Origin of the sequence: Variovorax sp. 770b2 (assembly GCF_900115685.1) — a bacterium.
Taxonomy (GTDB): Bacteria; Pseudomonadota; Gammaproteobacteria; order Burkholderiales; family Burkholderiaceae_C; genus Variovorax.
Genome location: NZ_FOXJ01000001.1, coordinates 1,600,640 through 1,626,813, shown reverse-complemented (window position 1 = coordinate 1,626,813; position 26,174 = coordinate 1,600,640). Strand labels below are relative to the sequence as shown.

Below are 26,174 nucleotides of genomic sequence, written 5' to 3'. Positions count from 1 at the left end.
TGGACGCGCGCGCAAATGCAACGGTGGCAACGGCGGCAACAGCGGCAACGGTGCGAGCCGCGGTTATGGCCTTACGCCCCTGCGCATCAGCCACACGCAGGCCAGGGACGCCGCGCCGGCAGCCACGGCCATGCCGAGGGCCGCTGCACCGGGGCCCGAGGCTGGGCGACGGAACCCGCCGTCCACCGCGTTGCCACGGGAAGCCTCGAACAGATTGCCTTGCGTGTGGGCGGCCGGCCGCGCGCGTTGCAATGCCTTGTCCATGCTCCATTTGAGGCCGCGTGCAACGAGGTTGGGCGCCGCCGCGTGCGCAAGGATGGCGGGCAGCGCGGGCGCACCGACATAGGTGCGGGCGCGCGGCCGCACCAGCAGCGACACCAGCGCTCGCGCCACGCGCCGAGGGTCCACGACCGGCGGCGGCGGGCGCACTTGGCGGCCGCTGAAATTTGCGCCGTGCGAGATGCCGGGTGTGTCGACGAAGGTCGGGAATACCTCGCACACATGCACGTGCGGGAGGTCGGACAGTTCGGCTCGCAACGACTCCGAGAAGCCGCGCAGGCCGAACTTGCTCGCGGCATAGGAGGCTGCATAGGGCGCGGCCACCCAGCCGCCCAGCGAAATCATCTGGACCAAGGTGCCGCGCCCGCGCGCCCTGAAGTGCGGAACGATCGCATGCGAGCCATGGATGTGGCCGAGCAGGTTGGCCTCGACCACGCGGCGGTGAGCCTCGATGGGCGTCTGCTCGAACGCACCGACCGCGCCCACGCCGACGTTGTTGATCCATGCGTCGACCTTGCCGAAGCGCGCGATGGCCGCCTGCGCGAGGCTCGCCACGGCGGCCGCATCGGTCACGTCGGTCTGCAAGGCCTGGGCCTGCCCTCCGGCGGCCTCGCATTCGGCTGCGATTTCCTGCAGCACCGGCAGGTTGCGCGCAGCCAGCGTGAGCGACGCGCCTCGTGAGGCGAGTGCCAACGCGGTCGCCCGGCCGATGCCGCTGGAGGCGCCGGTCAGCACGATGCTTTGAAGGGAAAGCGCCGGGGCGCCGTCGGAAGGGTCGATGTCGTCGTGAGAGGAAGGCGCCTGTGGCGACGCGGCGCGCGGATTGGCAGATTGCGGCATGGCTGTGCTACCTCATGGATTGGGGATTGATTGGGAATGGGTTGAAGGAAAGGACACCGTGGCGCGCGCGGCAGCGCGCCGCGCGAGAGGTGTGCGCAAACCAAAGTCGGACGATTTCCCGAGCCGGAACGGTTGCACCGCGCCGCCTGCGCCATCGCGCACCGAACGGCGTTGCGAGCGCCGACATGCGTTGGCTTTCCTGCCGCGAATCGCACCCCTACCCCTTCAAGCGAACGGGGACTACATGCGGCCCCCGTGCCAGTGCGCAATTTGTCGATCTGCTCACCTCACCAGATCACGAAAGGAACGACATGCCTCCATCTACCCTCACGCGATCCGCCGCTCGATCGCCCCAGCCGGACTCACTGCCGATCGAGGCCGAGATCCGCACCGAAGACCTGGAATCCACGGCGAACAAGCCCGACCACGCCGCTGAAGAAACAGAAGAAGCAGAAGAAACAGAAGAGGCCCGCCGACGGGAAGCAGAGCCCGGCAAGGGCGAGAACGCTGCCGGCTTCCTGCATCCCACGCGACGCTGAAGGAGCTTCCGATGACACGACAAGACAAGGATCTTCCAGCCGGCTCGTTCGCCATCGTGACGGGCGCGTCGTCCGGCATCGGGCTGGAACTGGCGCGCTGCTGCGCCGCGAAGGGCTGCGACCTCCTCATTGCAGCCGACGAGCCGGAGATCGAGGCAGCCGCCATCGAACTGCGCAAGACCGGCGTGGACGTTCGCGCCATCCAGGTCGACCTGTCCACGCTCGAGGGCGTGGACCGGCTCGTGGCCGCCTGCGCGGGCCGGCCGGTGGATTGCCTGTTGGCCAACGCGGGGCGCGGCCTGGGCCACGGCTTCCTCGACGAGAACTTCACCCAGGCCAAGCTGGTCCTGGACACCAACGTCACCGGCACGATCTACCTGATCCACCAGGTCGCCTCGCACATGCGCGCGCGGGGCCAGGGGCGCATCCTCATCACAGGCTCCATCGCCGGCTTCATGCCGGGCTCCTACCAGGCGGTCTACAACGGAACCAAAGCCTTTCTCGATTCGTTCTCGATGGCGCTGCGCAACGAGCTCAAGGATTCGGGCGTGACCGTCAGCTGCCTCATGCCCGGCCCGACCGACACCGAGTTCTTCGAGCGCGCGGACATGCTGGACACCAAGGTGGGCCAAGGCAAGAAGGCAGATCCGGCGGAAGTCGCGCGCATCGGCTTCGAGGCCATGCTGGACGGCGAAGGCGACGTGGTGGCGGGCTGGAAGAACAAGCTGCAGGTGGCCATGGCGAAGGTCACGCCGGCCTCGCTTCTGGCCGAGCAGCATCGCAAGATGGCCGAGCCGGGGTCCGCGAAGCCGTAGGCCAACGGGACTTTGCGAAAAGCTCCTACACGGCACGGAAAAGTGCTCGCGCAGATTGGCGCGCTTCATCAACTCCCAACTCTCATGGAGGCTTTCACATGAAACACCCATTGCATGCCACCGTCCGCGGAACCCTGCTGGCCGCGGCCGTGTTCCTGGCCCCGTTCGCCGGGGCCGCGGACAAGCTGGGCAGCGCCGATGCATCGATGCTCAAGGACATCGCGGAGGCGAACATCGCGGAAGTCGAGACCGGCAAGATCGCACTCGAAAAATCATCGAACGGCGAGATCAAGAGCTTCGCCCAGATGATGGTGGACGACCATTCCAAGGGCTTGAGCGACACCCAGGCCCTGGCGTCCACCAAGGGCGTGAAGCTGCCGGACAGCCCCAGCGTGAAGCACAAGGCCGTGGCGCTCGAACTGAAGGCGCTCAAGGGCGACACCTTCGACAGCCGCTACGTCAAGCAGGCCGGCGTGGGCGACCATGAAGCCACGGCGAAGCTGCTGCAGAAGACACAGGCGCAGGCCAAGGACGCAGACCTCAAGGCGCTCGCCGACAAGATGCTGCCGGTGGTGCAAGGGCACCTGCAACACGCCCAGCAGTTGGCGGCCAGGAAATGACGCGATCGGGCGCGCGAACCTGCGCGCCCGGATACCGGCGGCGCGGCGCCGCGCTGCGCGCTCAATCCGGTGCCCGCGTCGCCCGCAGCCGCACGGGGATCGCCTTGGCCGCGGGCACCTGGCTCTTCTCGGCATGGTGCGACAGCGGGATCAAGGGATTGCATTCCGGGTAGTAGCCGGCAGCGCACCCCGGCGGAATGTCGAACGGGGTCACGCGCAAACCGTGCACCGCGCGTGGATGGTCGTCCACGGTCACGGTGGCTACGTCGACCCTGTCGCCCTCGCACACGCCCAACCTTTCCATGTCGTCCCGGTTCATCAGCAGCACACGCCGTGTGCCATAGATGCCCCTGAAGCGATCGTCCAGGCTGTAGATCGTGGTGTTGAACTGGTCGTCGCTGCGCAGCGTCATCAGGCGCAGCACGTCGGCGCCGCCTTCGGGCATGTCGGGGTCGGCATGCAGGTTGCCGAAGCCCTTGAAGTTGGCCTTGCCCGTCGGGGTCTTCCATACCCGCTCCCTGGCGGCGAGCGGCCGCGGAAATCCGCCCGGCGCGGCGAGCCGCTCGTTGAAGTCATGAAAGATCTCGGGCAGCGCCTCTGCGATATGGTCACGCACCAGCGCGTAGTCGGCCACCCAGCCGTCCCATGGCACGCGGGGGTTGTGCGCCAGCGTCGCCTTGGCGATGCCCGCGACGATGGCCGGCTCCGACAGCAGCGTGTCCGCCGCCGGCTGCGCCACGCCCTTGGAGGCATGCATCACGCCGGTGGAATCTTCCATGGTCACGGTCTGTTCGCCGCCGGCCTGGCGATCGATCTCGATGCGCCCCAGGCACGGCAGCAGGTACGACACCTCGCCGTGCACGAGATGGCTGCGGTTGAGCTTGGTCGCCACATGCACCGTGAGCCGCAGCTGACGCCAGGCCGGCTCGATCCGGTCGGTGTCGGGCACCGCGCGCACGAAATTGCCGCCGAGCCCGACGAATGCGCGCACCCGCCCCGCCAGCACGCCCTCGCAGGCTTCCACCGTGGTGAGTCCCGTCTCGCGCGGCGGCTCGAAGCCATAGAGTTCCGCGAGCTTGTCCAGCGGCGCCAGTTCGGGCTTTTCGGTGATGCCGACGGTGCGCTGCCCCTGCACGTTCGAATGGCCGCGCACCGGACAGATGCCCGCGCCGGGCCGCCCGATGTGTCCGCCCAGCAGCAGCAGGTTGGAGACCATCTGCACGTTCTCAACGCCCTTGCGATGCTGGGTCAGGCCCATGCCGTAGATGCCGATGACCGCCCGGGCGTTGGCGAAGGTGGCGGCCGCGGTTTCCAGCGCCTCGCGCGACAGCCCCGATTCCGCCTCGATCAGCGCCCAGCCGGTCTGCCGCATCGACGCCGCGAACGCTTCGAAGCCCTGGGTGTGCTCGGCGATGAACGCCGCGTCCAGCACGCGCGTGCCGCCCTCGGCCCGCGCGCGGTCGTCGGCCTCGATCAAGGCCTTGCACAAGCCGCTGAGCGCCGCCAGGTCGCCGCCGTTCTTCAGTTGAAGGTATTGCGTACTGACCTGCGTATGGGCAGGCGTCAGCATCTCGGTCGGCGACTGCGGATTGACGAACTCCACCAGCCCGCGCTCGCGCAGCGGATTGAAGGTAACGATGGGCACGCCGCGGCGGCGCGCATCCTGCAGTTGGTGCAGCATGCGCGGGCTGCTGACGCCGGTGTTCTGCCCGAAGATGAAGATCGCATCGCACTGCTCGAAGTCGTCCAGGTGCACGGTGCCCACCGGCACGCCGATGGTCTCGGGCAGCGCCACCGAGGTGCTCTCGTGGCACATGTTGGAGCTGTCGGGCAGGTTGTTGTTGCCGTAGAGCCTGGCCAGCAGCTGGTACATGTAGCTGGTCTCCAGCGACGCGCGCCCCGAGGCGTAGAAGACCACCGACGATGGGTCCTGTGCATGCAGCGCCTTCAGCTCGGCGCCGATGCCTTCGAAAGCCTGCGCCCAGGACACCTCGAGGTAGTGATCGCTCTCGGCATCCCACTTCATCGGCACCGTCAGGCGCCCCCCTGCTTCCAGGTCGTGATCGGCCCAGCCGAGGAGCTCGGTGACGGCGTGTTCTTCGAAGAACGCGGCCGGCAGCCGCTTGGCCGTCAGCTCCCAGGCCGTGGCCTTGGCGCCGTTCTCGCAGAACTCGGCCGGGTGCGGGTGCTCGGGCTTGGCCCAGGCGCAACTCACGCACGCGAAGCCGCCCGGCTTGTTCTGCTTCCACAGCGCCAGTGGGCCGGCGATGGGGATGCGCTCGCGCAGCAGGTAGCTGCCCACGGCCTTGAGGGAACCCCACCCGCCCGCTGCATGGGTGTAAGGATCGAAATGCGTTTTGTCGGTCACGAAGTGCTCCGGCTCTGTTATGTTTTTTCGACGCTAGGAGCCGCAGCACGCCAGCGTGTAGGTGCGGGCGCAGACAAGGTGTGCGAACAGCTTGTACGCGCATGCGCCCGCCTGGCTGGCGATGACACGGCTTTGCGAGCGCCGCCGATTGGCAAGCGCCTCGCTCCTTGCTACAAGCAGCGCATCACGACGAAAGACCCACGTGTTTCTCGCCCGTTTTCTCATCGACTCGTTCCTTGCTTCAAATACCGATGCGGCGAACGGCCCGCTGGCGCAAGCCGCTTCATTCCTCTCGGGACCGGTAGCCCACAGTGCACTGCGCCCAGCCGGCGCGCAGGCCGCCCGCATCCACGACCTGTGGCAGCTGACCTTGTGGATCTGCATGGGTGTCTTCGCCGCGATCCTAGTAGCACTTCTCATCGCCTTGGTCCGCGCCCCCCGCGCCGCGGCGAGTGCCCCGCCGCTGACCTCGCACGCACTCGGCTCGGAGCGCACCGCGCGGCGCTGGACCACCTGGGCCACCGTCGGCTCGGCGGGCCTGCTCGTCGCGCTGCTGGTCGCGGACATGTGGACCGACCGCGCGCTCTCACGCCTGCCCGCGGCAGACGCGCTGCACGTCGAGATGACGGCCCAGCAGTGGTGGTGGGAGGCGCGCTACCTCGACGCGCAAGGCGGGCCGGAGTTCGCGGTGTCCAGCGAACTGCACGTGCCGGTCGGCAAGCCGGTGATCGTGACGCTCAAGAGCGTCGACGTGATCCACACCTTCTGGGTGCCGAGCCTGCACGGCAAGAAGGACATGCTGCCAGGGCGCAGCACGCAGCTGCTGCTGCGCGCCGACAAGCCCGGCACCTACCGCGGCGAGTGCGCGGAGTTCTGCGGACTGCAGCATGCGCTGATGGCTTTCAGCGTCAGTGCCGATCCGCCCGAGGCCTATGCGCAGTGGCGCGCGGGGCAGCAGTTGCCGGCGGCCGAGCCGTTGGGGCAGGACGCGATCCGGGGCCGGCAGTTGTTTCTCTCGTCCAACTGCGCGCAGTGCCACAGCGTGCGCGGCACCGAGGCCATGGGCACGCTGGGCCCCGACCTCACGCACGTGGGAAGCCGCTCGCTGCTGGCGGCAGGGACGGTGGCGAACGAGCCGGCGAAGCTCGCCGCCTGGATCGTCGATCCCCAGTCCCTGAAAGCGGGAAGCACCATGCCCTCGAGCAAGCTGCCGCCGGACGAGGTTCGCGCGCTGGTCGCCTACCTGCAGGGCCTGCGATGAGCGCCACCGCCCCGCCGCTTCTGGACGGACCGCAGGCCGATGCCCAGGTGCACGAAGCCCTGCGCGCCACCTGGAGCGATCCGCCGGGATGGCTCGGCAGCCTGCGCGCGATCGACCACAAGACCATTGCGCGGCGCTTCATCGTCGCGACCTTCGTGTTCTTTCTTCTGGGCGGCGTCCTTGCGCTGGCGATGCGGCTGCAGCTCGCGCGCCCCGGGCTGCGGCTGGTGAGCCCCGAGTTCTACAACCAGCTGTTCACCATGCACGGCACCACCATGATGTTTCTCTTCGCGGTGCCGGTGATGCAGGCCGTGGCGATGTACCTCGTGCCGCTGATGATCGGTGCGCGCAGCGTGGCGTTTCCGCGCATGAACGCGTTCGCCTACTGGGTGTTCGTGATGGGCGGGACGTTTCTCTATGCGGGCTTTGCCGCCGGGTCGGGTCCGAACGCGGGCTGGTTCAGCGACGTGCCGCTCGCGTCGTCCGACTATGCGCCGGGCAAGGGCGTGGACATCTGGGCCCAGATGATCACCTTCACCGAACTGTCCGCGCTGCTGGTGGCCATCGTGCTGATCACCACGATCTTCAAGATGCGCGCGCCCGGCATGACGCTGGGCCGGATGCCGCTGTTCGTGTGGGCGACGCTGGTCACGCAGTTCATGGTGCTGTTCGCCATGCCGTCGGTCATGCTGGGCAGCACGGCGCTGATTCTCGACCGCCTGGTGGGCACGCATTTCTACAACCCGGCGCGCGGTGGCGACGTGCTGCTGTGGCAGCACCTGTTCTGGTTTTTCGGGCACCCGGAGGTGTACCTGATCTTCATTCCGCCGCTGGGCTTCATCTCCACGATCGTCTCGACCTTCGCGCGGCGCCCGGTGTTCGGCTACCGCGCGATGGTGCTGTCGCTGGTGGCCACCGCGTTCCTCGCGTTCGGCCTGTGGGTTCACCACATGTTCGCCACCAACCTGCCCGAAGTGGGCAAGGCCTTCTTCACCGCCGCGAGCCTCGCCATCGCGGTGCCGTCGGCGGTGCAGATCTTCTGCTGGATCGCCACGCTGTGGACCGGACGCCTGGACTTCAAGACGCCGCTGTACTTCGTGCTGGCGTTCTTCGTCATCCTGGTCGCGGGCGGCATGACGGGGCTGATGCTGGCCTCGGTCTCGCTCGACCTGCAGGTGCACGACACCTACTTCGTGGTGGCGCACCTGCACTATGTGCTGCTGGGCGGCGCGGTGTTTCCGCTGTTCGGCGCCATCTACTACTGGTTTCCCAAATTCACCGGGCGCATGCTGGGCGAGACGCTCGGGCGTTGGCATTTTTGGCTGTTCTTCATCGGCTTCAACGTGGCCTTCTTTCCGATGCACCTGCTGGGCCTGCACGGCATGCCCAGGCGCGTGTGGAGCTATTCGCCCGGGCTCGGCTGGGACGGCATGAACATGACCGCCACCGTGGGTGCATTCGCCATCGCGGCGAGCGTGGCGGTGTTCCTCGTGAACGTGGCGACCAGCCTGCGTCGCGGGCGCCGCGCGCCCGACGACCCGTGGGGCGCGGGCACGCTGGAGTGGCGCACGCCCTCTCCTCCCCCGCCGCACAACTTCGATGCGCTGCCGGTGGTCCATGGTCGCGAGCCGCTGTGGATGCAGCCGGCGCAGCCCTCGCACGTCGCGGGTCTCGCGGCCGATGCCAGGGAGGTGCTGGTGACGAGCGCGCTGGCCGCGCAACCCGAGAGCCGTCCGCTGTTTCCGAAGCCCAGCGCCTGGCCCTTCCTGAGTGCGCTGGCCACCACCGTGCTGTTCATCGGCTCGGTGTACACGCCGTGGGCTGTCGCATGGGGCGCGTTGCCGGTCACGATCGCGCTCATCGGCTGGTTCTGGCCGGGCCGGAAGGAGACCGAGCAGGCACTGGCCCTGGAGAAATCCCCATGACGGCCGGCGGCGAACACCGGGGCGATGCGGTGGACGTGCGCGGACTGCCGAGCTATGCCTTCGGCCAAGGCAGCCTGATGTGGTGGAGCACCATGGGCCTGATGCTGATCGAGGGCACGGTGTTCGCGATCGGCGTGATGATGTATTTCTACCTGCGCGGCGTCGCTTCCGCATGGCCCATCGACGCGGCGCCGCCGGCACTGCGCTGGGGCACGCTCAATACGGCCATCCTGCTGCTGAGCCTGTGGCCCAACCAGATGGCAAAGCGCGCCGCCGAGCGGCAGGACCGTGTGCGCACGCGGCGCTGGCTGGCGGTGTGCGTCGTCTTCGCGGTCGTCTTCCTGGCCGTGCGCGCGCTCGAGTTCACGACGCTCAATGTCAGCTGGCACGTCAACGCCTACGGCTCGGTGGTCTGGCTGCTGCTGGGGTTGCACACCACGCACCTGATCACGGACACCATCGACACCGCGGTGCTGGCGGTGCTGCTTTTCACCGGTCCCTTCGAGGGCAAGCGCTTTGTCGATGTGAGCGAGAACGCGCTGTACTGGTACTTCGTGGTGGGGAGCTGGCTGCCGATCTATGCGGTCATCTACCTGGCGCCGCTGGCTTGAGGCCCGACGACGATGCACGCCCCCGCCTTCGCTCCCTCGCGCCAACTCCTTCGCGGCTCGCCGCGCTGCGTTGCGTACGCGATGCGGCTGGCCATGTCGTGGGCCGTATCGGCGTTGCCCGGCATCGCAGGCGCGCACGTGATTGATCCATCGGCACCGCCGCCTTCCTGGCTGTCGTGGAGCTTCGACCCCCTCGTGCTCTCCGCGCTGGCCGCGAGCCTGGCGCTCTACGCGCTCGGCTACCGCCAGCTTCGATGGCGCTCCCGCGCCAGGGCGCGCGTGCAGCGCGACCGCCAGGCCGCGGCCTTCCTGGGCGGCTGGGCGCTGCTGGGGGTGGCCCTGGTCTCGCCACTGGACGGGCTGGGTGCCGCGCTGTTCTCGGCGCACATGGTCCAGCACGAACTGCTGATGATCGCGGCGGCACCGCTGCTCGTGCTGGGGCGGCCGCTGGGCGTGTGGATGTGGGCGTTGCCGCCGCGCTGGCGCATGGCCATCGGCAGCGCCGTGCGCTGGCCACCCCTGAAGACCGCCTGGCGCGGCATCACCGCGCCCGCCGGCGCGTGGCTGTTGCATGCGGCGGCGCTCTGGCTCTGGCACATGCCGGTGCTGTTCCAGTCCGCGCTGCTGCACCCGTGGGTGCACACCTTGCAGCACACCAGTTTCCTGGCCAGCGCGCTGCTCTTCTGGTGGACCATCTTCCGCCACCCCGGCGGCGCGGCGATGCTGTCGCTGTTCACCACCATGGTCCACACCGGTGCCCTGGGCGCGCTGCTCACGCTGGCGCCGAGCCTCTGGTATCCGCTGTACGTCGAGCCCTCGGCGGCGCTGGGCTTCGACGCGCTGCAGGACCAGCAGATGGGCGGCCTGGTGATGTGGGTGCCGGGCGGCATCGCCTATCTGGTGAGCGCCCTGGTCATGGCGGCGCGCTGGCTCGACGAACGAAATGCGGCCGGTGCCACGCCGTCGCCCGGGGCGCCATGAAGACGCGTCGCACCCGCCCCTGGATGGCAGCGCTGGCAAGCTGCTTCCTCGCCCTGCCGGCAGGGGCCCAGACCGGTGCCGCACCTGTCACCGGCTCGCTCGCGCGCGGCGAATACCTGGCCCGCGTCGGCGGATGCGCCAATTGCCACACCATGCCGCGCGACGGCATTCCGTTTGCCGGTGGACGGCCGATGTCCACGCCGCTCGGGCCCATCATCAGCACCAACATCACGCCCGATCCGGTGCACGGCATCGGGCGCTACAGCTTCGACGACTTCAGGCGCGTCATGCACGAGGGCACTGCGCCGGGGCCAAAGCACCTGTACCCGGCCATGCCCTACACCGCCTACACCAAGGCCACCGACGAAGACCTGCGGGCGCTGTTCGACTACCTGAGGCACGGCGTGGCGCCGTCCGACTACGCTCCGCCGCCGACCCGGCTTCCGTTCCCATTCGACCAGCGTTGGGCGCTGCGCTTCTGGAAGGCCGCCTTCCTGCCGTCGGGCCGCTACGTCGACAAGCCTGGCAAGGACGCCGAATGGAACCGCGGTGCCTACCTCGTGCAGTCCTTCGGCCATTGCGGCTCGTGCCACACACCGCGCGGCGTGGCCTACCAGGAGCGCGGCCACGACGAATCGGCACGGCACTTTCTCACCGGCATGGTCAACGACAACTGGCATGCGACGAACCTCACGGGCACGCAGGGCGCCGGGCTTGGGCGTTCGGACGCGGCCTCGGTCGCGCATTTCCTTCGCACTGGCCATGCCGATGGAAACATCGCGTTCGGCGCGATGGCCGAGGAGGTGGAGCAAAGCATCCAGTACCTCACCGAGGCCGACGTGCGCGCGGTCGCGAAGTACCTGAAGTCCTTGCCGGCGCGACGCAACGAAGGCGCCTACTCGCCCGACCGCCCGGACGCGCCGGGACCGCGACAGGGCGATCGCACCGGCAACGTCGAATCGGTAGGCGCCCGCGTCTACAAGTCTTTTTGCGCGCAGTGCCATCAGCCGGACGGCAAGGGCGTGGCCGGCACCTTCCCTCGCCTGGCGGGCAACGCCTCCGTGCTCGGCGACGACGCCACCTCTCTGATCCGCCTTGCGGTGCAAGGAGGCCGCGGCCCTCGAACGGCGACCGGACCCGCGCCGCAAATGATGCCGGCGTTCGATGACACGCTGACCGATGTGCAGATCGCGCAGGTACTCACCTATGTGCGCCAGTCGTGGGGCAACACCGCGCGGCCGGTCACGACCAACGATGTCACCAAGCTCAAGAGCAAGCTGAAATGACCTGCGCTCAGCGGACGGGCACGGCCTGTGGCGCGGCGGCGCCGGGGCGGGGCGCGAGACACCCTCATGCCAGCCATTCAGCGCGCGTGGCATCCAGGCGAGACATCGCATCGCTGCGCTAGTGCTTTGAGCCTATGGCGACAACCCACAAACGTTGGATTGCCATTTGAATTGACTTTCCCTACATTAATACGCCGGTTGTACATCCGCAGCAACATTGATGCGGGTCGATACCGTTGAACGATCTGGCTACGACCCGACCGACCCCACCGGTTAAACAGTGCGCCGAGGAGACAAGATGAAGACTTCGAAAGTCGTTTCCCGTTCACCGTTCGGCGGGTTCTCCACGGCCCGGGCGCTGCGCCTCGATGATGCGGTCCGGTCTTCCTGCACGACACGGCACCGCTGGCGCAACGGGGTACCCAGCCGCCTCGCGACCCTCCCCTTCAAGGCGCCCAGGACATCCTGCGTGCGCTCTGCCGCACTGGCTGGACAACGTTGAGCGGGCATGTGCCATGCGGCTGCTCCTGGTCGAAGACAACGAACTGCTCGGAAGCGCCGTGCACAAGGGCCTCATGCGCGCAGGCTACGCGGTCGACTGGAGCCGGGGCGGCAAGGAGGTTCTTTCTTCGCTGGCGGCCTGCAACTACGACTGCGTGTTGCTCGATCTCGGTTTGCCGGACGTCACCGGCGATTCGCTGCTCAAGAGCATCCGGACCCGAGGCATTCCCGTTTCGGTGATCGTGATCACGGCCCGCTGCGGCATTCAGGACCGCGTGCGGCTGCTCGACATGGGTGCCGACGACTACATGGTCAAGCCGCTGGACCTGGAAGAACTCGCCTCGCGCGTCAGGGCCGTGCTGCGCCGGGTCAACGGCAAGGCGCCCTCCTCGATCGAACCGGAGCATGGTCCGCTGAAGCTGTATCCGTCGCACCGCACGGCCACCTGGCACGGGGACGTCGTCGCCCTGACCAACAAGGAATTCTGGCTTCTGGAGATTCTTGTCCGTCGCAAGACCCAGGTCCTTTCGCGCGGCCAGCTCGAGGAGGCGCTGTACACCTTCGACGTGGAGGTGGAGAGCAACGCGGTCGAGGTTCACATCCACTATCTGCGGCGCAAGTTTTCGCCCAACCTCATCCTGACGGTGCGCGGCGTCGGCTATCAGCTCGGTCCCGAGAAGCTGAATGCATAGCCTCGTGTCTTCGTGGTCCTTGCGTCATCGGGTTGCGGCCATCGCGTTTTTCGTATGCACCGCGACGCTGCTGGCGGGCGGCGTCGCCATGCACCGGGCCGACCAGATCTCCGACCGGAACGTGCTGGACGCGCGGCTGGTCACGCTCGCGCGCACGGTGCTTGCATTCGCGGAACACGAGATCGAGGAAGAGGGTTTCATCGAAGGACTGAGCGATGTCGTCAAGCAGACCGAAAGCTCGCTGGACGCGCGCTACCACTACAAGATCTGGTCCGTCGAAGGGCGGCTGCTGCATCAGAGCCACAAGGCGCGGCAGGACGGAACGACGCAGCCGATTGCAGAACGTGGTTTCGGCGAAGCCGTGGTCGACGGCGAAAGCGTTCGAACCTACACGCAGGCCGCCCAGAGGACGGGCATGGTCATCCAGATCGCCGAGCGCCAGAGCGACCGTGAAGCTGCGGCCGGCATCACGACCGGCTACTTCCTTTCGTTTCTGGCAATCCCGCTCCTGCTGATCTTCGTGAGCACCTGGTGGTTCGTGAAACAGGCGCTTCGCTCCGTCGAGGGCTACGCCTCGCAACTTCGCGAACGCCATGCACTCGACCTGTCGGAGCTGAAAGTCGTGAATCCGCCGATCGAGCTCAAGCCGATGGTCGATTCGATCAACGGGCTGTTCGCCCGCTTCAGGCTGGCGTTGTCGAGCGAGCGGGAATTCACGGCCATTGCCGCGCACGAAATGCGAACGCCGCTGGCCGGGCTTCGCGCGCACGCCCAGCTGGCCGCCGCGGTGGCCGCATCGCCGCAGGAGTTGTCGTCCTGCCTGCGCGGTCTGATGTCGGGCATCGACCAGGCCAGCTACCTTCTGGACCAGTTGCTCGATCTCGCCCGCGTCGACAGCCTGGCGGTCGCGGGGCATGTGGCGGTCGATGCGGATCTGCACGCGGTCTTCCAGGATGTGATGTCCGAGCTTGGGCCGGTGGCTGCCGACGGCCGGGTGACGGTGGCCACGCGCTTCGACGCGGCCCGGTTGCCGGCCGTGGAACTCGGCTTGCACATGCTGATGCACAACCTGCTGGACAACGCCATACGCTTCACGCCCGCTGGCGGCCGCATCGAGGTCGGCAGCATCCGCGTCGATGAGGCTGTCCTGTTGACGTTCGACGATTCCGGCCCGGGCATTCCCGCGAGCCAGCATGCCGCTGCGTTCCAGCGCTTCAACCGCCTGGGTCGCGTGGACCCGCATGGCGTCGGACTGGGCTTGTCGATCGTGCAGGCAGTGGCGCTGGCCCACCATGCGCAGGTGCGGCTGCTGGCATCGCCGTTGGGAGGCCTGCGCGCGGAAATCGCGTTTCCGGTGCCGTGCGGCACCGCGCCTGAAACCGACGAAACGTCGGCGAAAGGCCGGTCGCTCACATTTGCCGGGCGGCGCGGCGCAACATGGAAGTAATAGGCTCCAGCAAGTACTGAAGCGCCGTCTGGAAGCCGCCTTCGATGTACACCTCGGCCGGCATGCCTGCCTGCATCTTCAGATCGCCCACGGCCTCGACCGATTCGGCGTCGGCAAGGATGGAAACGGCGTAGTACGGCATCTGCGTCGTCTTGTCCGTGAACCGGTCACCCGAGACATACGTCACCTTGCCCCTCACCATCGTGGCGTTGCGGTACTTGAAGGCAGTGAACTTGATGCGGGCGCTCTGCCCTACCAGCACGTTGTTGACTTCTTCCGGACGGATCTGCGCCTCGATCATCAGCGCGGTGTTGCTCGGCACGATCTCCGCGATGGCCTCGCCCGGCCGCACGACCGCGCCCGGCGAGGTGAACTTCAGGTCGATGATCTCGCCCGCCGCCGGCGCCAGGACGACCTGGCGGGTCGTGGCGTCGTCCGACTTGCGCAGCTCTTGTTCGATCTCGCTCACGCGGGTGACCGCGCTCTTGAGCTGGTCGCTCGCCGAACGCTGGTATTCATTGGCGATCGAGTTGCTCTTGATGTCGGCATCGACCAGGCGCCCGTGGCCACGCGCAAGCTCCGAGCGGCGCTCTTCCAGCTTCGCGGTGTAGTCGGCCACCGAGGCTTCCATCTGGTTGATGCGCGCGTTGGAGACGAACCCCTCTTGCACCAGATCGCGATTGGCCTGCAGGTCGCGGTGCTGAAGCGCCAATGATTCCTGCGCCTTCACGCCCTGTGCCTCCAGCGAGCCGATTTCCTGCTGCACCTTCTGGCGCAGCATGCGCATGAGCGCCAGTTCGCTTTGCAGCGAATGCCGGCGCGCCGCGAACAGGGACGACTCCTTGGCCATCGCGTCCTGCAGGCGTGGATCCTTGCGGGCTTCGGCCTGGAGTGCTTCGGAGAAAACCAGCTTCTCGGCGCGGTGCTGTTCGGCTTCCAGGCGTTCCAGGGCGGTGCGCTCCACCGCGAGGCGGTAGGTCAGGCGATTGCGGTCGGCGTCCATGCCCACGTCGGCAAAAACCACCAGCGCCTGCCCTTCCTTGACCTGCTGCCCGTCGCGAACCAGCACCTGGCGCACGATGCCCCCTTCGAGATGCTGCACCGGCCGGCGGTTCAGATCCACCTTGACGTGTGCCGGCGCCACGACGGCCATGGCCAGCGGTGCGAGCCCGACCCACATGGCGACCGGAATCACGATGGCGAACACGGTCCCGATACCGAGCCGCACCAGCCCCTTGATCTGTTGCTGGGTGGTCTTGCGTTTCGGCCGGGTGCTGCCGAACGGGAGTGCCTGTGCGTGCGTCATGGCTTGTTGTGCTCCTGGCTTGCTGCGGCCTCTTGCCTCTTGCCTCATGCGGCGCGCTCGGTGAGCGCTGCCTGCGCCTGCTTCTGCATCGACTTCATCACCTCGCTGGCCGGGCCGAACTGCTTCACCTGCCCGGCTTCGAGGATGAGGATCTTGTCCACGTGCGCCACCAGCGAGGGGCGATGCGTCACCACGATCGACGTCACCCCCTCGGCGCGCAGGCCGCTGAGCGCGCGCGCCAGTGCAATCTCGCCCTCGGCGTCCAGGCTCGCATTCGGCTCGTCGAGCACCAGCAGCCGCACGTCGCCATACATGGCCCGAGCGAGCGCGATCCGCTGGCGCTGTCCCGGCGAAAGTCGCGCGCCGCTGTCGCCGATCTGCGTGTCGTAGCCCATCGGCAGCTGCACGATCATCTCGTGGGCATTGGCGCGCTTGGCAGCCGCGATGACCGCTTCGCCGTCCGGCTCGCCCAGCCGGCAGATGTTGTCGGCCACGGTGCCGTCGAACAGCTCCACGTCCTGCGGCACGTAGCCGATCCAGGGGCCGAGCTCGCGCCGCGACCAGGTCGAGAGCTCGGTGCCGTCCAGCCGGATCGTTCCCATGGTCGGTTGCCAGATGCCGGTCATCAGGCGCGCCAGCGTCGACTTGCCCGCGGCGCTCGGCCCGATGATGGCCAGCGCCTCGCCGGCCACGAGGTTCAACGACACGCCCGACAGCGCCAGCTTCTCCGAGCCGGGCGGGCGAAACGAGATGCCGTGGACCCGCACATGGCCGACCGGCCGGGGCAGCGACATGCGCGGCACGTCCTTGCCGAAGTGCTCGCACAGATCGCGCAGGCGGCGGTAGGCCGAGCGCGCCTCGTTCAGCACGCGCCAACTGCCCACGATCTGCTCCACCGGCTGCAGGGCGCGGCCGAGCAGCACGGTGGTGGCGATCATCACGCCCGCCGACGCCGCCTGCGTGAGCACCAGGTAGGCGCCGATCGACATCATCATGACCTGCACACCCTGGCGGAGGAACCGCGAGGCCGCGCTGAAAGACACGCTCGCGTGGCTGGTGCTCGCCTGCAGCGCGAGGGCCTCGTCCTGTTGCTTGCGCCAGCGGCCCAGCAAGCGCTCGGTCATGCCCATGGCCTGCAGCACCTCGGCGTTGCGCAGCGACCCTTCGACGTAGCGCGAGGCCTGGCGCGTTTCGCGCTGCACCGCGTCCAGCGCCTTCTGGTTCACGCGGTCGTTGAGCCAGGCCAGGCCGATCATCACGGCGGCGGCCCCGGCGGCGCCCAGGCCCAGCGCCGGATGAAAGAAGGCGATGACGGCCACGTAGACGACGATCCACGGCGCGTCCATCAGCGCCGTCAGTCCGTTGGCCGAGAACAGGCCCCGCAGCGTGGCGATGTCGCGCATCGCATCGGGCCGCGCATTCAGCGTGGAGCGCGCGGCAGCGGTCACCACCGCATGCACCACCGGCGGCGAGAGCCGCTCGTCCACGATGTGCCCCGTGAGGTGCTGCAAACGCAGCCGCACATAGTCGAGCACGAACAGGATGAAAAGCGCCGTGCCCACGCCGCCCAGCAACACCCACAGCGTCTCGCGGCTGTTGGTCGGGATCACGCGGTCGAACACCTGCAGCATGAACAGCGCAGGCACCAGGTACAGCAGGTTGATGACGAACGAGAAGAGCGCCATGCTGAACAGCAGCGGCTTCAGCTCGGCCCAGATCGGCTTCATGATGGATCTCCTCCGGTGTGCGGCGCAGGGCGCTTGCACGCCCTGCGCCGTCCCTTGCCCTGCCGATCAGACGAAGTCGAAATTGGCCGCCACCACCGCTGCATTGGCGCTGAACGTGCCGATCAGCGTCAGCTCCGCCGCCGACGTTTCCCCGCCGCCGGCCTGCACCCACTGCCACAGCGAGAAGCTGTTGCCGTTGGTGTCGTTGATCACCAGCAGCGCGTCTTCGCCGTTGGCCGCGGTGATGGCAAATTCGCTGTTGAATGCCGCCGCAACCGCCGCCGCGCTGCCCAGGTTGGCCGTGGTCACGCCCTCCCCGCCTGCGCCGGTCAGGAGCAGCGCCTCGATGTCGCCATTGCCCTGCCCGATCGTGACATTCACCGTGCCGCCCGCGCCGTTGCCCGTACCGAAGAGGAAGTTGTCGTTGTTGTTGCCGTCGTCCCAGGCCGTGTTGAGCGCGCCGCCGAACTCGATGCGGTCGTCGCCCGCCGCGGTCGGGCCGTTGGCGTCGAAGTTGCTCACCACATCGCCGAACTCGTTGATCGCGCTGAACCGGAAGATGTCCTGCACGTTGTCGTTCGCGGCGCCCGAGTTGAGGGTGTCGGCGCCGATGCCGCCGATCAGGATGTCGCCTCCTGCCCCGCCGTTGATGGTGTCGTTGCCCGCACCGCCGATGAGCGTGTTGGCGCCGGCATTGCCCGTCAGCGTGTCGTTGCCCGCGCCGCCCGTGGCGTTCAGGATGCTGGCGATCGAGGCGAAGCCCGAGGCCGTGCCCGCCAGCAGGTTGACGTTGACGGCCGTCGTGGAGTCGCCGTACGAGAGCGTGTCCGCATTGCCGCCCAGGTTGGCGTTGATCGACTCGACGCCGGTCACCGTTCCGCCTTCGAACCCCGTGATGGCGCCGTTGTAGACCACGTCCAGCACGTCGTTGTTCGCCGCGCCCGTGATGTTGAGCGTGTCGTTGCCGCCGCCGCCGACGATGGTGTCGGCACCGCCGCCGATCGTGTAGTTGAAGGTGTCCGCGCCGAGGCCGCCGTTCAGCACGTTCGCGCCGGCGCTGCCGGTGAGGGTGTCGTTGCCGCTGCCGCCGGTGAAGTTCTCCATGCCCACGATCACGTCGGAGTTGGCCGCGTTGCTGCCCGAGCCCGTGACGACGATCGGGGCCGCGCCGCCCAGGTTCACCGTCAACGCCGCCGTGTAGGCCGAGTAGTTGGCCGTGTCCACATCGGCGCCGCCGTCCAGCGTGTCGCGCACGTTGTCGACCGTGGCCGAGAGCGTGTCGTTGCCCGCGCCGCCGCTCAGCAGGTTGACGACGCCCGTGCCCGCGGTGCCGCTCGCCGTGAGCGTGTCGCCGAACGCGCTGCCCGCGAGGTTCTCGATGCTGGAGAGCGTGTCGATGCCCGCCCCGCCGGTCGCCTGCGCCGCGGCAATCGCCAGGGACACCGTCACCGCCGCTGCCGCGGTGGCGTAGTTCGCGGTGTCGCTCCCGCCGCCGCCCGTCAACACGTTGTTGCCCGCGTTGCCGGTCAGCACGTTGGCCGATCCGTTGCCGGTGCCGTTGATGTTTGCGGTGCCCAGCAGGGTCAGGTTCTCCACGTCCGCGTCGGTGATGGTGTAGGTGAGGGTGGACTGCACGGTGTCCGTGCCGGCGCCTGCGCCCTCGGCCACGGTGTCCGTGGCGCTGTCCACCAGGTAGGTGTCGTCGCCCGCGCCGCCGGCCATCGCATCGTTGCCAACTCCGCCGTCCAGCGTGTCGTTGCCGTCGCCCCCGTTGAGCGTGTCGTTGCCGATGCCGCCCAGCAGCGTGTCGTTGTCGTCACCGCCGTTCAGCGTGTCGTTCCCTTCGCCGCCGTCCAGCGCGTCGGCACCCAGCCCGCCATTGAGCGTGTCGTTGCCGCCCAGCCCGGCGAGCGTGTCGGCCAGATCGCCGCCGCTGATGACGTTGTTGAGTGCGTTGCCCGTGCCCACGAACGGGTCGGCGTCGATGCCGGTGTACGTGAGGTTCTCCACGTTGGCGATGAGCTCCAGCGAGAAGGCGGCCAGCTCGGTCTGCACCTCGTCGGTGCCGGTGTTGGCGCCCGCCGCTTCGACGATCACGTCCAGCACGTCGTCCACGACGTAGGTGTCGCTGCCGTTCAGGCCCACCATCGTGTCGGCGCCCAGTCCGCCGTCGAGCAGGTCATCGTCGCCGTTGCCCGAGCCGCCCACCAGCAGGTCGTCGCCGTCGCCGCCATGCAGTTCGTTGTCGCCAGTGCCACCGAAGATCAGGTCGTTGCCCAGGCCCCCGGTGATCAGGTCATTGATGCCGTTCTCCCCGGCGATGAAGTTGTTGACCGTCGAGGCGGACAGGTCGATGGTGCGCGAGCCGCCGGTGGGGTCCAGGCGGCTGATCAGGTAGTCGTCCACGCCGAGCAGGTAGCCGGCATAGCTGCTGTCGGTGAAGTTGATGCGCTCCACGCCGGTCTGCGCGTTGGCCCCGGTGAAGTGGCCGTTGACGGTCACCGTCTGCCCGTTGAAGTTGAGCACCAGGCTGCCGTTGGCGGTGCCCGTGTTGTTGTCCGCGGCGTTGAGGCCGACCAGCGGGTTGGCGAGCAGCGTGACCGGGTCAATGCCCGCCTGGATCACGATGCGGTCGGCCGTTCCGCCGCTGGTCGCGTTGACCGGCTCGTTGATCGTGTCATTGCCGTCCGCCAGGCCGAACACATAGGTGTCGTTGCCCAGGCCGCCGTTCAGCGTATCGGTGCCCGCGCCGCCGACCAGCACGTCGTCCCCGGCCAGTCCGTTCAGCGTGTCGTTGCCCGCGAGGCCCAGCAGCAGGTCGTTGCCGGCGGTGCCGTTGAGCGTGTCGTTGCCGGCGGTGCCCGTCACGATGGCCAGCGTGGCGTCGGTGAACTGCAGCCGCTCGATGTTGCTCAGCGTGTCGGTGCCCTCGATCGGATCGGCGCTCACGTCGGTCACCGTGAGCCGCCCGTTGGCGTCGGTGCCGAACGCGTAGTTGGCGATCGGCCCCAGGTACGCCACGGTGTCGATGTCGCCCGCCGTCTCGTCCGTCCGGATGGTGCGCACGATGGCCAGCTGCCCGGGGTTGATCTGCCCCGCGAACATGCTGTTCACCAGCGTCTTCATGCTGTTGTGCAGCGCGATCGGCGTGCCGGTGTGCGCGGTGTCGCCGGCCGCGAAGACGCCGATCTGCACGTCGAGCCACTTGTCGCCGTCGATGATGTCGTCGCCGCCGCGGCCCATGATGAGGTCGCCGCCGTCGCCGCCCAGGATGATGTCGCCCGCCGAGTAGCTCACGACGCCGGCGCCCAGCACGGCCTGCAGGCCGTTGATGCGCGCAATGCCCGCCGCATCGAGCAGGTTGCCCGCGTAGCCCTCGGTGCCGCCCTGCGCGAACGGCAGCCGCTCTTCGGCCAGCGTGTCGGCGCCGGTCAGCACGTCGGCAAAGCGCGTGCCCGAGAGGCCCTCGACCGACTCGTACCCGTCCAGCGTTCCGTTCTGCGGCGGCGCCGGGTTCTCGTCGAACACGATGGCGCGCGTGAGGTCGGCGTCGATGCCGGCGGTGTTGTCCTTGTAGGTCACCCAATCCCAGCCCGACATGCCGGCCAGCTTGCCGCGGCCGGGGCTGCCCACCATGATGTCGTCGCCGCCCTCGGCGATGAACTCGTCGAAGCCGCCGTCGCCCAGGAACACGTCGTGGCCCACGATGCTGTCGCGCGCGAAGATCTCGTCGAAGCTGTCGCCGGGCGCGCCGTCGAAGGTGCCGGTCTCGATCCAGTCGTCGCCCTCGTTGCCCAGGATGCGCTCGGCGTTCTTGCTGCCCAGGATGAAGTCGTTGCCCTCGCCCGCAAACACTTCGGAGCCCGCGTCGGTGCCCAGCACGATGAAGTCCTGCCCCTTGCCGCCCATGATGAGGTCCAGCCCCGGGCCGCCGTGAACCACGTCGTTGCCGTCGCCGGCCTTGATGTTGTCGTCGCCGCCCAGGTCGCGCACGATGTCGTCGCCCGCCCCGGCATTGATGATGTCGTTGCCGGCGCCGCCTTCCAGGTTGTCGTTGCCGCCGTCGCCGTGGATCGTGTCGTCGCCCTCGCTGGCAATGATGATGTCGTTGCCCTCGGTGCCGCCCAGCACCACGTGCTCGTCGCCCGTGTAGCGCAGGTAGTTGCTGTCGGGCCCGGCCGTCCCCGGGTTGTTGCGAACCACCAGCGGCGTGAGGATGCCGCCGCCCACCGGGTCGGTGCTCTCCAGCGTGCCGTTGCCGTCCAGGTCGTTGAACTGCCGGGTGATGTCCACCTCCAGCGCCAGCCCCGGCGTGGAGAAAACGTCCGACGGCAGGTGCGTCGCGTTCGTGTTGGTCATGATCATTTCGGCGAACGAGTTGTTCTCCATTTCGCCGAACAGGTGCAGGCCGTCCAGGCGCTGCAGGTAGTAGAAGCGGTCGCCGTTCTGCAGGCTTTCCATCTGCTGCTCGAACACGAAATTGAAGGTCGAGCCGAGCATGCCGCCGAACGGAAGAATCTTTTCCGCGAGGCCGCCGATCCACAGGTCGACGTTGTCAAGGCCGGTGGTGGTGACGCCGTTCGCGCCGCTCGCCCATGCGCCGCTGCCGTTGAGAAAGTCGACCGCGTCGTCGGGCACCAGCAGCGCGCCGACCGACGCGCCGGTGATGATCGTGAGGGCCGCGTCCCGCTTGCCTTCGATCGTCGCCTGGCCGGTGATCAGCGAATGCGTGCCGTAGGCCGCGATGAAATTGATGATCGACGCTTCGTGCTTGAGGTTGCCGGCAAAGTCGACCCAGCTGTCGTATGGCCGGAGTTCCGCGGCGTTGTTGGTCGCGTCGTAGAACTCCCGGCGAGCGGCGTTGAGCGACGGCACGCCCGTGTCGCGGCCTCGTGCCAGGTTGATGGTCGCCAGGTCCAGCGGCAGGCCCAGCAGGTTGTTGCGCAGCGCGCCGGTCACGAACTCGTCGATCTCGTTGCCGACCTGCCGCGTCATCCCGCGGATGATCGCGCCGGCGGCAATGTCGTCGGTGATGGCATGCCCGGAATCGAACGCGACCGGGTTGAGAAAGCCCTGGATCAGCCCGATGTCGTCCGCGTTGAAGTTCGGATCGAACCGGTCGATCGACTCGGTGAGCATCGAGTGGCCGAAGCGATACACCACGTGCGCAAACTCGGCAACGATCGACGGATTGATGGTGACGTCGAAACCGTCGGGCACCACGAACGGATTGATCTGCGGCTGGATCTTGCGCGCGAATTCTTCGAACACCAGATGCTGGTACTGCATCTCGGTGGTGAACTTGGCGGACTGGAACATGCGCTCGCCGTCCCACACGAGCGTGCTGAGGTCGGCCGGAAGCGCCGTCACGTCCTCGATCAGCCACTCGTTAAGGAAAGCAAAATCTCCGCCGGCCGCAGTGGCAAGAATGACTTCCTGGTTGTGCTCGACCATGCGGTTGTGCTCCGCATGGAACACGTGGTGCACGGCGGTAAGGCCGATGTTTTCGTTCACGCGGCCGTCGCCCGCGATGAAGTGGGCGTCGAGCAGTTCGTTGTCGTACTCGGCGTCGCCGTTGCCCGGGTTTCCGAGGCCGATGGTGATGTCGCCGTCGGCGATCTTGCCGATCGGAACCGCCTCGTGTGCGATGTCCGCAAGAAACGCGTGACCGGTGCGCAGCGCGAGTGCCGTCGTCGGATTGACCGGGTTGCCCGGCGTACCGGAGACCACGATATCGTCTGCTGTGTTCGGAATGCCATCGACGCCGATGCCCACGATGACTTGCGCGAGGCCCGTCGCGGCATTGGGAATGAAGTTGCCGTACTGGTCCGTTCTGAGCAGGGGCACGCTGCCCACGTCGAAGTCGGTCAGCTCGATGCCCAGCATCAGCGCCTGTGCCTTGACCTCGCCCCAGGTCGCCATGCCGCCATTGCCGCCCTCGATCAGCTTGCCGGTTGCCACAGGCTGGCCGTCGCCGTTCAGCGTGTACTGGCGCAGGAACACCTGGTGCGAGGAATGCGAGGTGTAGGTCTGGTTCTGGTCGACGAACGCCGTGGTGGTGTTCACCGGCCGCACGTCGTCCGCGGTGCCCATGATGCCGTCTGTGCCGGGGGACACCGAGGCGCGGGTCAGCACCATGAAGTTGGTGGAGCTGCCTTCCACGTACAGCGGATCGTCCGGCTGCAGCGGGATGAACACCGTGCCGCTGCCGCCCTTGTTGACCAAGTCCAGGCCGTGGTCGAAGAACTGGCCGAACAGCGTGAACCATGAGTTGAACGATGCCGACAGGCCCACGTCCGGCGAGATGTTGGGCAGGCTGACGTTGTCGCCATCCATCGTGATGCCGAAGGGCTCGATGGCGGCGTCGCGCACCACGCGGGCCTCCTGCAATGCCGTGACGGTCAACGCATGGGCGGCATCCGCAGCGGCGGCCGCATCGAGGGCCGCCTGCTCCGCCGGCGTCGGCGGCGTCGCAGGGTCGCCATCGCCGAGTTCTTCGGCATCCGCACGCGCGTTCTGCGCCACGACACGGGCCTGGTACTCGGCATCGGACGCGGGCTTGAAGGCCTGGTAGATGACCGTGATGGCAGCCAGATCGGCCATGGGGTTGGCCGCGCCCGCGCGGTCCAGCGCGGTCAATATGGCGGCCGGATTGCCCAGGGTCTGGTCGACCAGCAAATTGGAGATGGTGCGCAGGCTCGCGTCGAAGACGAGCGAGTTGGGGTTGTTGCTCGGGTTGTAGTTCGCCGCCGTCGGCATGGCAGGCGCGGGACCGGGACCGTCGGGATCGAACATCGTGCCGTCCGCGGGCCTATAGGCCGGGTCCAGCAGCGTCGGGAATGGCTGGTCCGCGGCCCCCCACGTTTCATGCAGCAGATTGTTGTAGGTGCCATCCACCGTGCGCAAACCCCAGCTCACGTTGTACGCCGGGACCAGCCCGCCCGGTCCGAACAGCGGTTGCCCGGCGGCATGCGCCTCCGAAATCTTGATCTGCGCGAGGATGAATTCAAGGTCTGCTTGATTGACAGTGACGGACATGGCAGGGCTCCTCAGTGTTTGTGGTGGCAGGGGTGGTGGGGTGTTTCGGAACGCTACTTCCGTCATCACAGTCTTTAGCTCTACCCTTAAGAAGTCCTTAAGCAATAGGTAGTAATTTGTGGCGGGGGGACGTTGAGGGCCATGGAGGAGGCAAGACATGGAGACAAGCGCGCAAGGCGACAAACGCCCCCTGCCCGGCGTGCGTCGGCACGGCGGTGCGGCATCGGCCAGCAGCCCACTGGCGCTCTTGCTGGCGCTCGCGGGCGCACCGGCGTGGGGGCAAAGTCTGGTGGAGCTCTATCGATCGGCGCGCGACTACGACGCCGTCTACCAAGGCGCACGAGCGCAGTACGCCGCCACCGTGGCGCGTGCGGCGCAGGCACGCGCGGGTGTGCTTCCGGCCATCAACCTGACGGCAGGCGCATCGCTCACGGAGCAGGACCTTTCCACCGGCGATTCGTCGACGACGCGCGGCGTGAGTTCGCGCAACGTGGGCATCAACCTGACCCAGCCGCTCTATCGGCCTGCCAACTGGGCCACCTACGCGCAAAGCGGGTTGCAGGAAGAGATCGGGCAGTCGCAACTGGTGCTTGCCGAGCAGGACCTCGTGGTGCGCGTGAGCCAGGCCTACTTCGACGTGCTCGCCAGCTACGACAGCTTGGTGCTGGTGCGGGCGCAGAAGCTCGGCGTGGTGGAGCAGCTTGCCTCCGCCAGGCGCAACTTCGATGTAGGTACCTCGACCATCACCGACACGCGCGAAGCCCAGGCGCGCTTCGACCTGGTCGTGGCGCAAGAGATAGCGGCGGCCAACGACCTGGAGGTGAAGAAGATCATCCTCGACCAGCTTGTGGGGCAAGCCGGCAGCAGCCCCACGCCGCTCGCAGCGCCGGTGGTACTGCCGCCGCTCACGCCGAACAACGTGGACGCGTGGCTCGCGCAAGCCGAGGCCATGCATCCGGCCGTCCTGCAAGCGAGCCGCGGCGTGGAGGTTGCGACGCTGGAGATCCGCAAGGCCCAGGCGGGGCACAAGCCGACGATCGACGCCCAGCTGGGCTACAACATCACCACCAACCCGCAGAACACGACATCCAGCACCCCATCGGCCGGCAAGACGCGGGTGGGCGCGGCCAGCGTTGGCGTGGTGTTCAACATGCCGCTGTTCGCAGGGTTCGCGACCGAGAACCGGGTACGCGAAACCCTGGCTCTTGTGGACCAGTCGCGCGCCACGCTGGACAACACGCGTCGCAGTGTTTCGGTATCGACCCGTGCCGCATTTCTGGGGCTGGTTTCCGGAGCGAGCCAGGTGAAGGCGCTCGAAGCCGCGGAAGCTTCGAGCCAGGTGGCGCTGGACGCCAACCGCATGGGGTACCAGGTGGGCGTGCGGATCAACATCGATGTCCTGAATTCGCAGAGCCAGCTGTTTCAGACCAAGCGCGACCTGGCACAGGCGCGCTACAACGTTTTGCTGGGGAGCCTGCGGCTTCGGCAGGCCAATGGCACGTTGACGCCCGAAGCTCTGGATGCGCTCAACGCGACCTTGGCGATCGATGGCAGGCCGGCGGTAGACAGCACGGCGACCGGGGCGCGCGTGCGGTGAATGCGAAAGAAATGTCTGTCATCAGGTCGCCGATCCACGCCACCGACATTGAAATGGAGCATCGGATGCCGCTCGCCCTTCTTCTTCAGCTTCTGCACAAGCGATTTCCCGTCACGCTCACCGCGGAAGCCGACATCCGACACGCATCGGTGCTCGTGGCGACCGGGCTGGTCGACGCCGAATTCCATTTCGACGGCTTTGGCTACCAGCATTACGAAAGCGCAGTCGTCTTCGCCATCACGGATGAAGGACACGCGGAAATCGCCCACCTGCGCGACCGCGGTGCCACGGCGGATGAAGACCGCCAGAAATCGCCCGCCATGCCGCTCGACCACCCGCAC

The 26,174-nt window shown here is 67.6% G+C and carries 16 protein-coding genes; 11 read left to right on the top strand and 5 right to left on the bottom strand.

What is annotated here, in order from left to right; translation table 11 throughout:
- Window positions 1-63: 63 nt before the first annotated feature.
- A complete protein-coding gene (locus BM133_RS07415; RefSeq protein ID WP_093432679.1) occupies window positions 64-1,119 on the bottom strand; it encodes an SDR family oxidoreductase in 1,056 nt (351 codons plus the stop codon).
- Between BM133_RS07415 and BM133_RS34525 the strand changes: the two genes are divergently transcribed.
- The 3 genes from BM133_RS34525 (at window position 1,083) to BM133_RS07405 (ending at window position 3,093) form a co-directional block, all read left to right on the top strand.
- Window positions 1,083-1,658, top strand: coding sequence for a hypothetical protein (locus BM133_RS34525; protein ID WP_177224744.1), 576 nt, complete (start codon window positions 1,083-1,085; stop codon window positions 1,656-1,658). The two genes, BM133_RS07415 and BM133_RS34525, sit on opposite strands and share 37 nt — an antisense overlap.
- A gap of 11 nt (window positions 1,659-1,669) precedes the next feature.
- Complete coding sequence (locus BM133_RS07410) at window positions 1,670-2,473, top strand: SDR family NAD(P)-dependent oxidoreductase (protein ID WP_093432677.1); 804 nt, start codon at window positions 1,670-1,672, stop codon at window positions 2,471-2,473.
- Window positions 2,474-2,571: 98 nt separating this feature from the next.
- A complete protein-coding gene (locus tag BM133_RS07405) occupies window positions 2,572-3,093 on the top strand; it encodes a DUF4142 domain-containing protein (RefSeq protein WP_093432676.1) in 522 nt (173 codons plus the stop codon).
- Between the two features lie 61 nt (window positions 3,094-3,154).
- Here BM133_RS07405 and BM133_RS07400 read toward each other — a convergent pair whose 3' ends face one another.
- Complete coding sequence (locus BM133_RS07400; protein ID WP_093432674.1) at window positions 3,155-5,461, bottom strand: FdhF/YdeP family oxidoreductase; 2,307 nt, start codon at window positions 5,459-5,461, stop codon at window positions 3,155-3,157.
- 202 nt (window positions 5,462-5,663) lie between these two features.
- On the opposite strand from BM133_RS07400, the gene BM133_RS07395 reads away from it, so the two are divergent.
- The 7 genes from BM133_RS07395 (at window position 5,664) to BM133_RS07365 (ending at window position 14,165) form a co-directional block, all read left to right on the top strand.
- Window positions 5,664-6,722 (top strand): cytochrome c oxidase subunit II, encoded by a 1,059-nt coding sequence (locus tag BM133_RS07395; RefSeq protein ID WP_256219084.1) that lies wholly within the window; start codon window positions 5,664-5,666, stop codon window positions 6,720-6,722.
- Window positions 6,719-8,647 carry a cytochrome c oxidase subunit I gene (gene ctaD, locus BM133_RS07390; RefSeq protein WP_093432673.1) on the top strand — a complete coding sequence of 643 codons (1,929 nt, stop codon included), beginning with the start codon at window positions 6,719-6,721 and terminating at the stop codon, window positions 8,645-8,647. Before BM133_RS07395 ends, ctaD begins: the two co-directional genes overlap by 4 nt.
- Window positions 8,644-9,258: a cytochrome c oxidase subunit 3 gene (locus BM133_RS07385; RefSeq protein ID WP_093432671.1), complete on the top strand. Its 615-nt coding sequence runs from the start codon at window positions 8,644-8,646 to the stop codon at window positions 9,256-9,258. The genes ctaD and BM133_RS07385 overlap by 4 nt, the downstream gene beginning before the upstream one ends.
- A gap of 81 nt (window positions 9,259-9,339) precedes the next feature.
- Window positions 9,340-10,239 (top strand): cytochrome c oxidase assembly protein, encoded by a 900-nt coding sequence (locus BM133_RS07380; protein ID WP_093432670.1) that lies wholly within the window; start codon window positions 9,340-9,342, stop codon window positions 10,237-10,239.
- Window positions 10,236-11,525: a cytochrome c gene (locus BM133_RS07375; RefSeq protein ID WP_093432668.1), complete on the top strand. Its 1,290-nt coding sequence runs from the start codon at window positions 10,236-10,238 to the stop codon at window positions 11,523-11,525. The genes BM133_RS07380 and BM133_RS07375 overlap by 4 nt, the downstream gene beginning before the upstream one ends.
- 515 nt (window positions 11,526-12,040) lie before the next feature.
- Window positions 12,041-12,718, top strand: a complete 678-nt coding sequence (locus tag BM133_RS07370; protein ID WP_093432667.1) for a response regulator transcription factor — start codon at window positions 12,041-12,043, stop codon at window positions 12,716-12,718.
- A gap of 4 nt (window positions 12,719-12,722) precedes the next feature.
- The gene (locus BM133_RS07365; RefSeq protein ID WP_177224743.1) at window positions 12,723-14,165 is read left to right on the top strand and encodes an ATP-binding protein; all 1,443 of its coding nucleotides are present in this window, start codon (window positions 12,723-12,725) and stop codon (window positions 14,163-14,165) included.
- On the opposite strand, the gene BM133_RS07360 is transcribed toward BM133_RS07365, so the two are convergent.
- The 3 genes from BM133_RS07360 to BM133_RS35695 form a co-directional block, all read right to left on the bottom strand.
- A complete protein-coding gene (locus BM133_RS07360; RefSeq protein ID WP_177224742.1) occupies window positions 14,128-15,471 on the bottom strand; it encodes an HlyD family type I secretion periplasmic adaptor subunit in 1,344 nt (447 codons plus the stop codon). The genes BM133_RS07365 and BM133_RS07360 overlap by 38 nt on opposite strands.
- Window positions 15,472-15,515: 44 nt before the next feature.
- Window positions 15,516-17,198, bottom strand: coding sequence for a type I secretion system permease/ATPase (locus tag BM133_RS07355; RefSeq protein ID WP_093432662.1), 1,683 nt, complete (start codon window positions 17,196-17,198; stop codon window positions 15,516-15,518).
- Window positions 17,199-17,264: 66 nt separating this feature from the next.
- Window positions 17,265-24,236 (bottom strand): peroxidase family protein, encoded by a 6,972-nt coding sequence (locus BM133_RS35695; protein WP_177224741.1) that lies wholly within the window; start codon window positions 24,234-24,236, stop codon window positions 17,265-17,267.
- A gap of 157 nt (window positions 24,237-24,393) precedes the next feature.
- On the opposite strand from BM133_RS35695, the gene BM133_RS07345 reads away from it, so the two are divergent.
- Window positions 24,394-25,833 carry a TolC family outer membrane protein gene (locus BM133_RS07345; protein ID WP_093432659.1) on the top strand — a complete coding sequence of 480 codons (1,440 nt, stop codon included), beginning with the start codon at window positions 24,394-24,396 and terminating at the stop codon, window positions 25,831-25,833.
- The last annotated feature ends 341 nt before the right edge of the window (window positions 25,834-26,174 follow it).

Coding starts and splice junctions, on each gene's coding strand:
- BM133_RS07415 (WP_093432679.1), bottom strand. CDS start 1,119: ATGCCGCAATCTGCCAATCCGCGCGCCGCGTCGCCACAGGCGCCTTCC.
- BM133_RS07410 (WP_093432677.1), top strand. CDS start 1,670: ATGACACGACAAGACAAGGATCTTCCAGCCGGCTCGTTCGCCATCGTG.
- BM133_RS07405 (WP_093432676.1), top strand. CDS start 2,572: ATGAAACACCCATTGCATGCCACCGTCCGCGGAACCCTGCTGGCCGCG.
- ctaD (WP_093432673.1), top strand. CDS start 6,719: ATGAGCGCCACCGCCCCGCCGCTTCTGGACGGACCGCAGGCCGATGCC.
- BM133_RS07385 (WP_093432671.1), top strand. CDS start 8,644: ATGACGGCCGGCGGCGAACACCGGGGCGATGCGGTGGACGTGCGCGGA.
- BM133_RS07380 (WP_093432670.1), top strand. CDS start 9,340: ATGCGGCTGGCCATGTCGTGGGCCGTATCGGCGTTGCCCGGCATCGCA.
- BM133_RS07375 (WP_093432668.1), top strand. CDS start 10,236: ATGAAGACGCGTCGCACCCGCCCCTGGATGGCAGCGCTGGCAAGCTGC.
- BM133_RS07370 (WP_093432667.1), top strand. CDS start 12,041: ATGCGGCTGCTCCTGGTCGAAGACAACGAACTGCTCGGAAGCGCCGTG.
- BM133_RS07360 (WP_177224742.1), bottom strand. CDS start 15,471: ATGACGCACGCACAGGCACTCCCGTTCGGCAGCACCCGGCCGAAACGC.
- BM133_RS07355 (WP_093432662.1), bottom strand. CDS start 17,198: ATGAAGCCGATCTGGGCCGAGCTGAAGCCGCTGCTGTTCAGCATGGCG.
- BM133_RS35695 (WP_177224741.1), bottom strand. CDS start 24,236: ATGTCCGTCACTGTCAATCAAGCAGACCTTGAATTCATCCTCGCGCAG.
- BM133_RS07345 (WP_093432659.1), top strand. CDS start 24,394: ATGGAGACAAGCGCGCAAGGCGACAAACGCCCCCTGCCCGGCGTGCGT.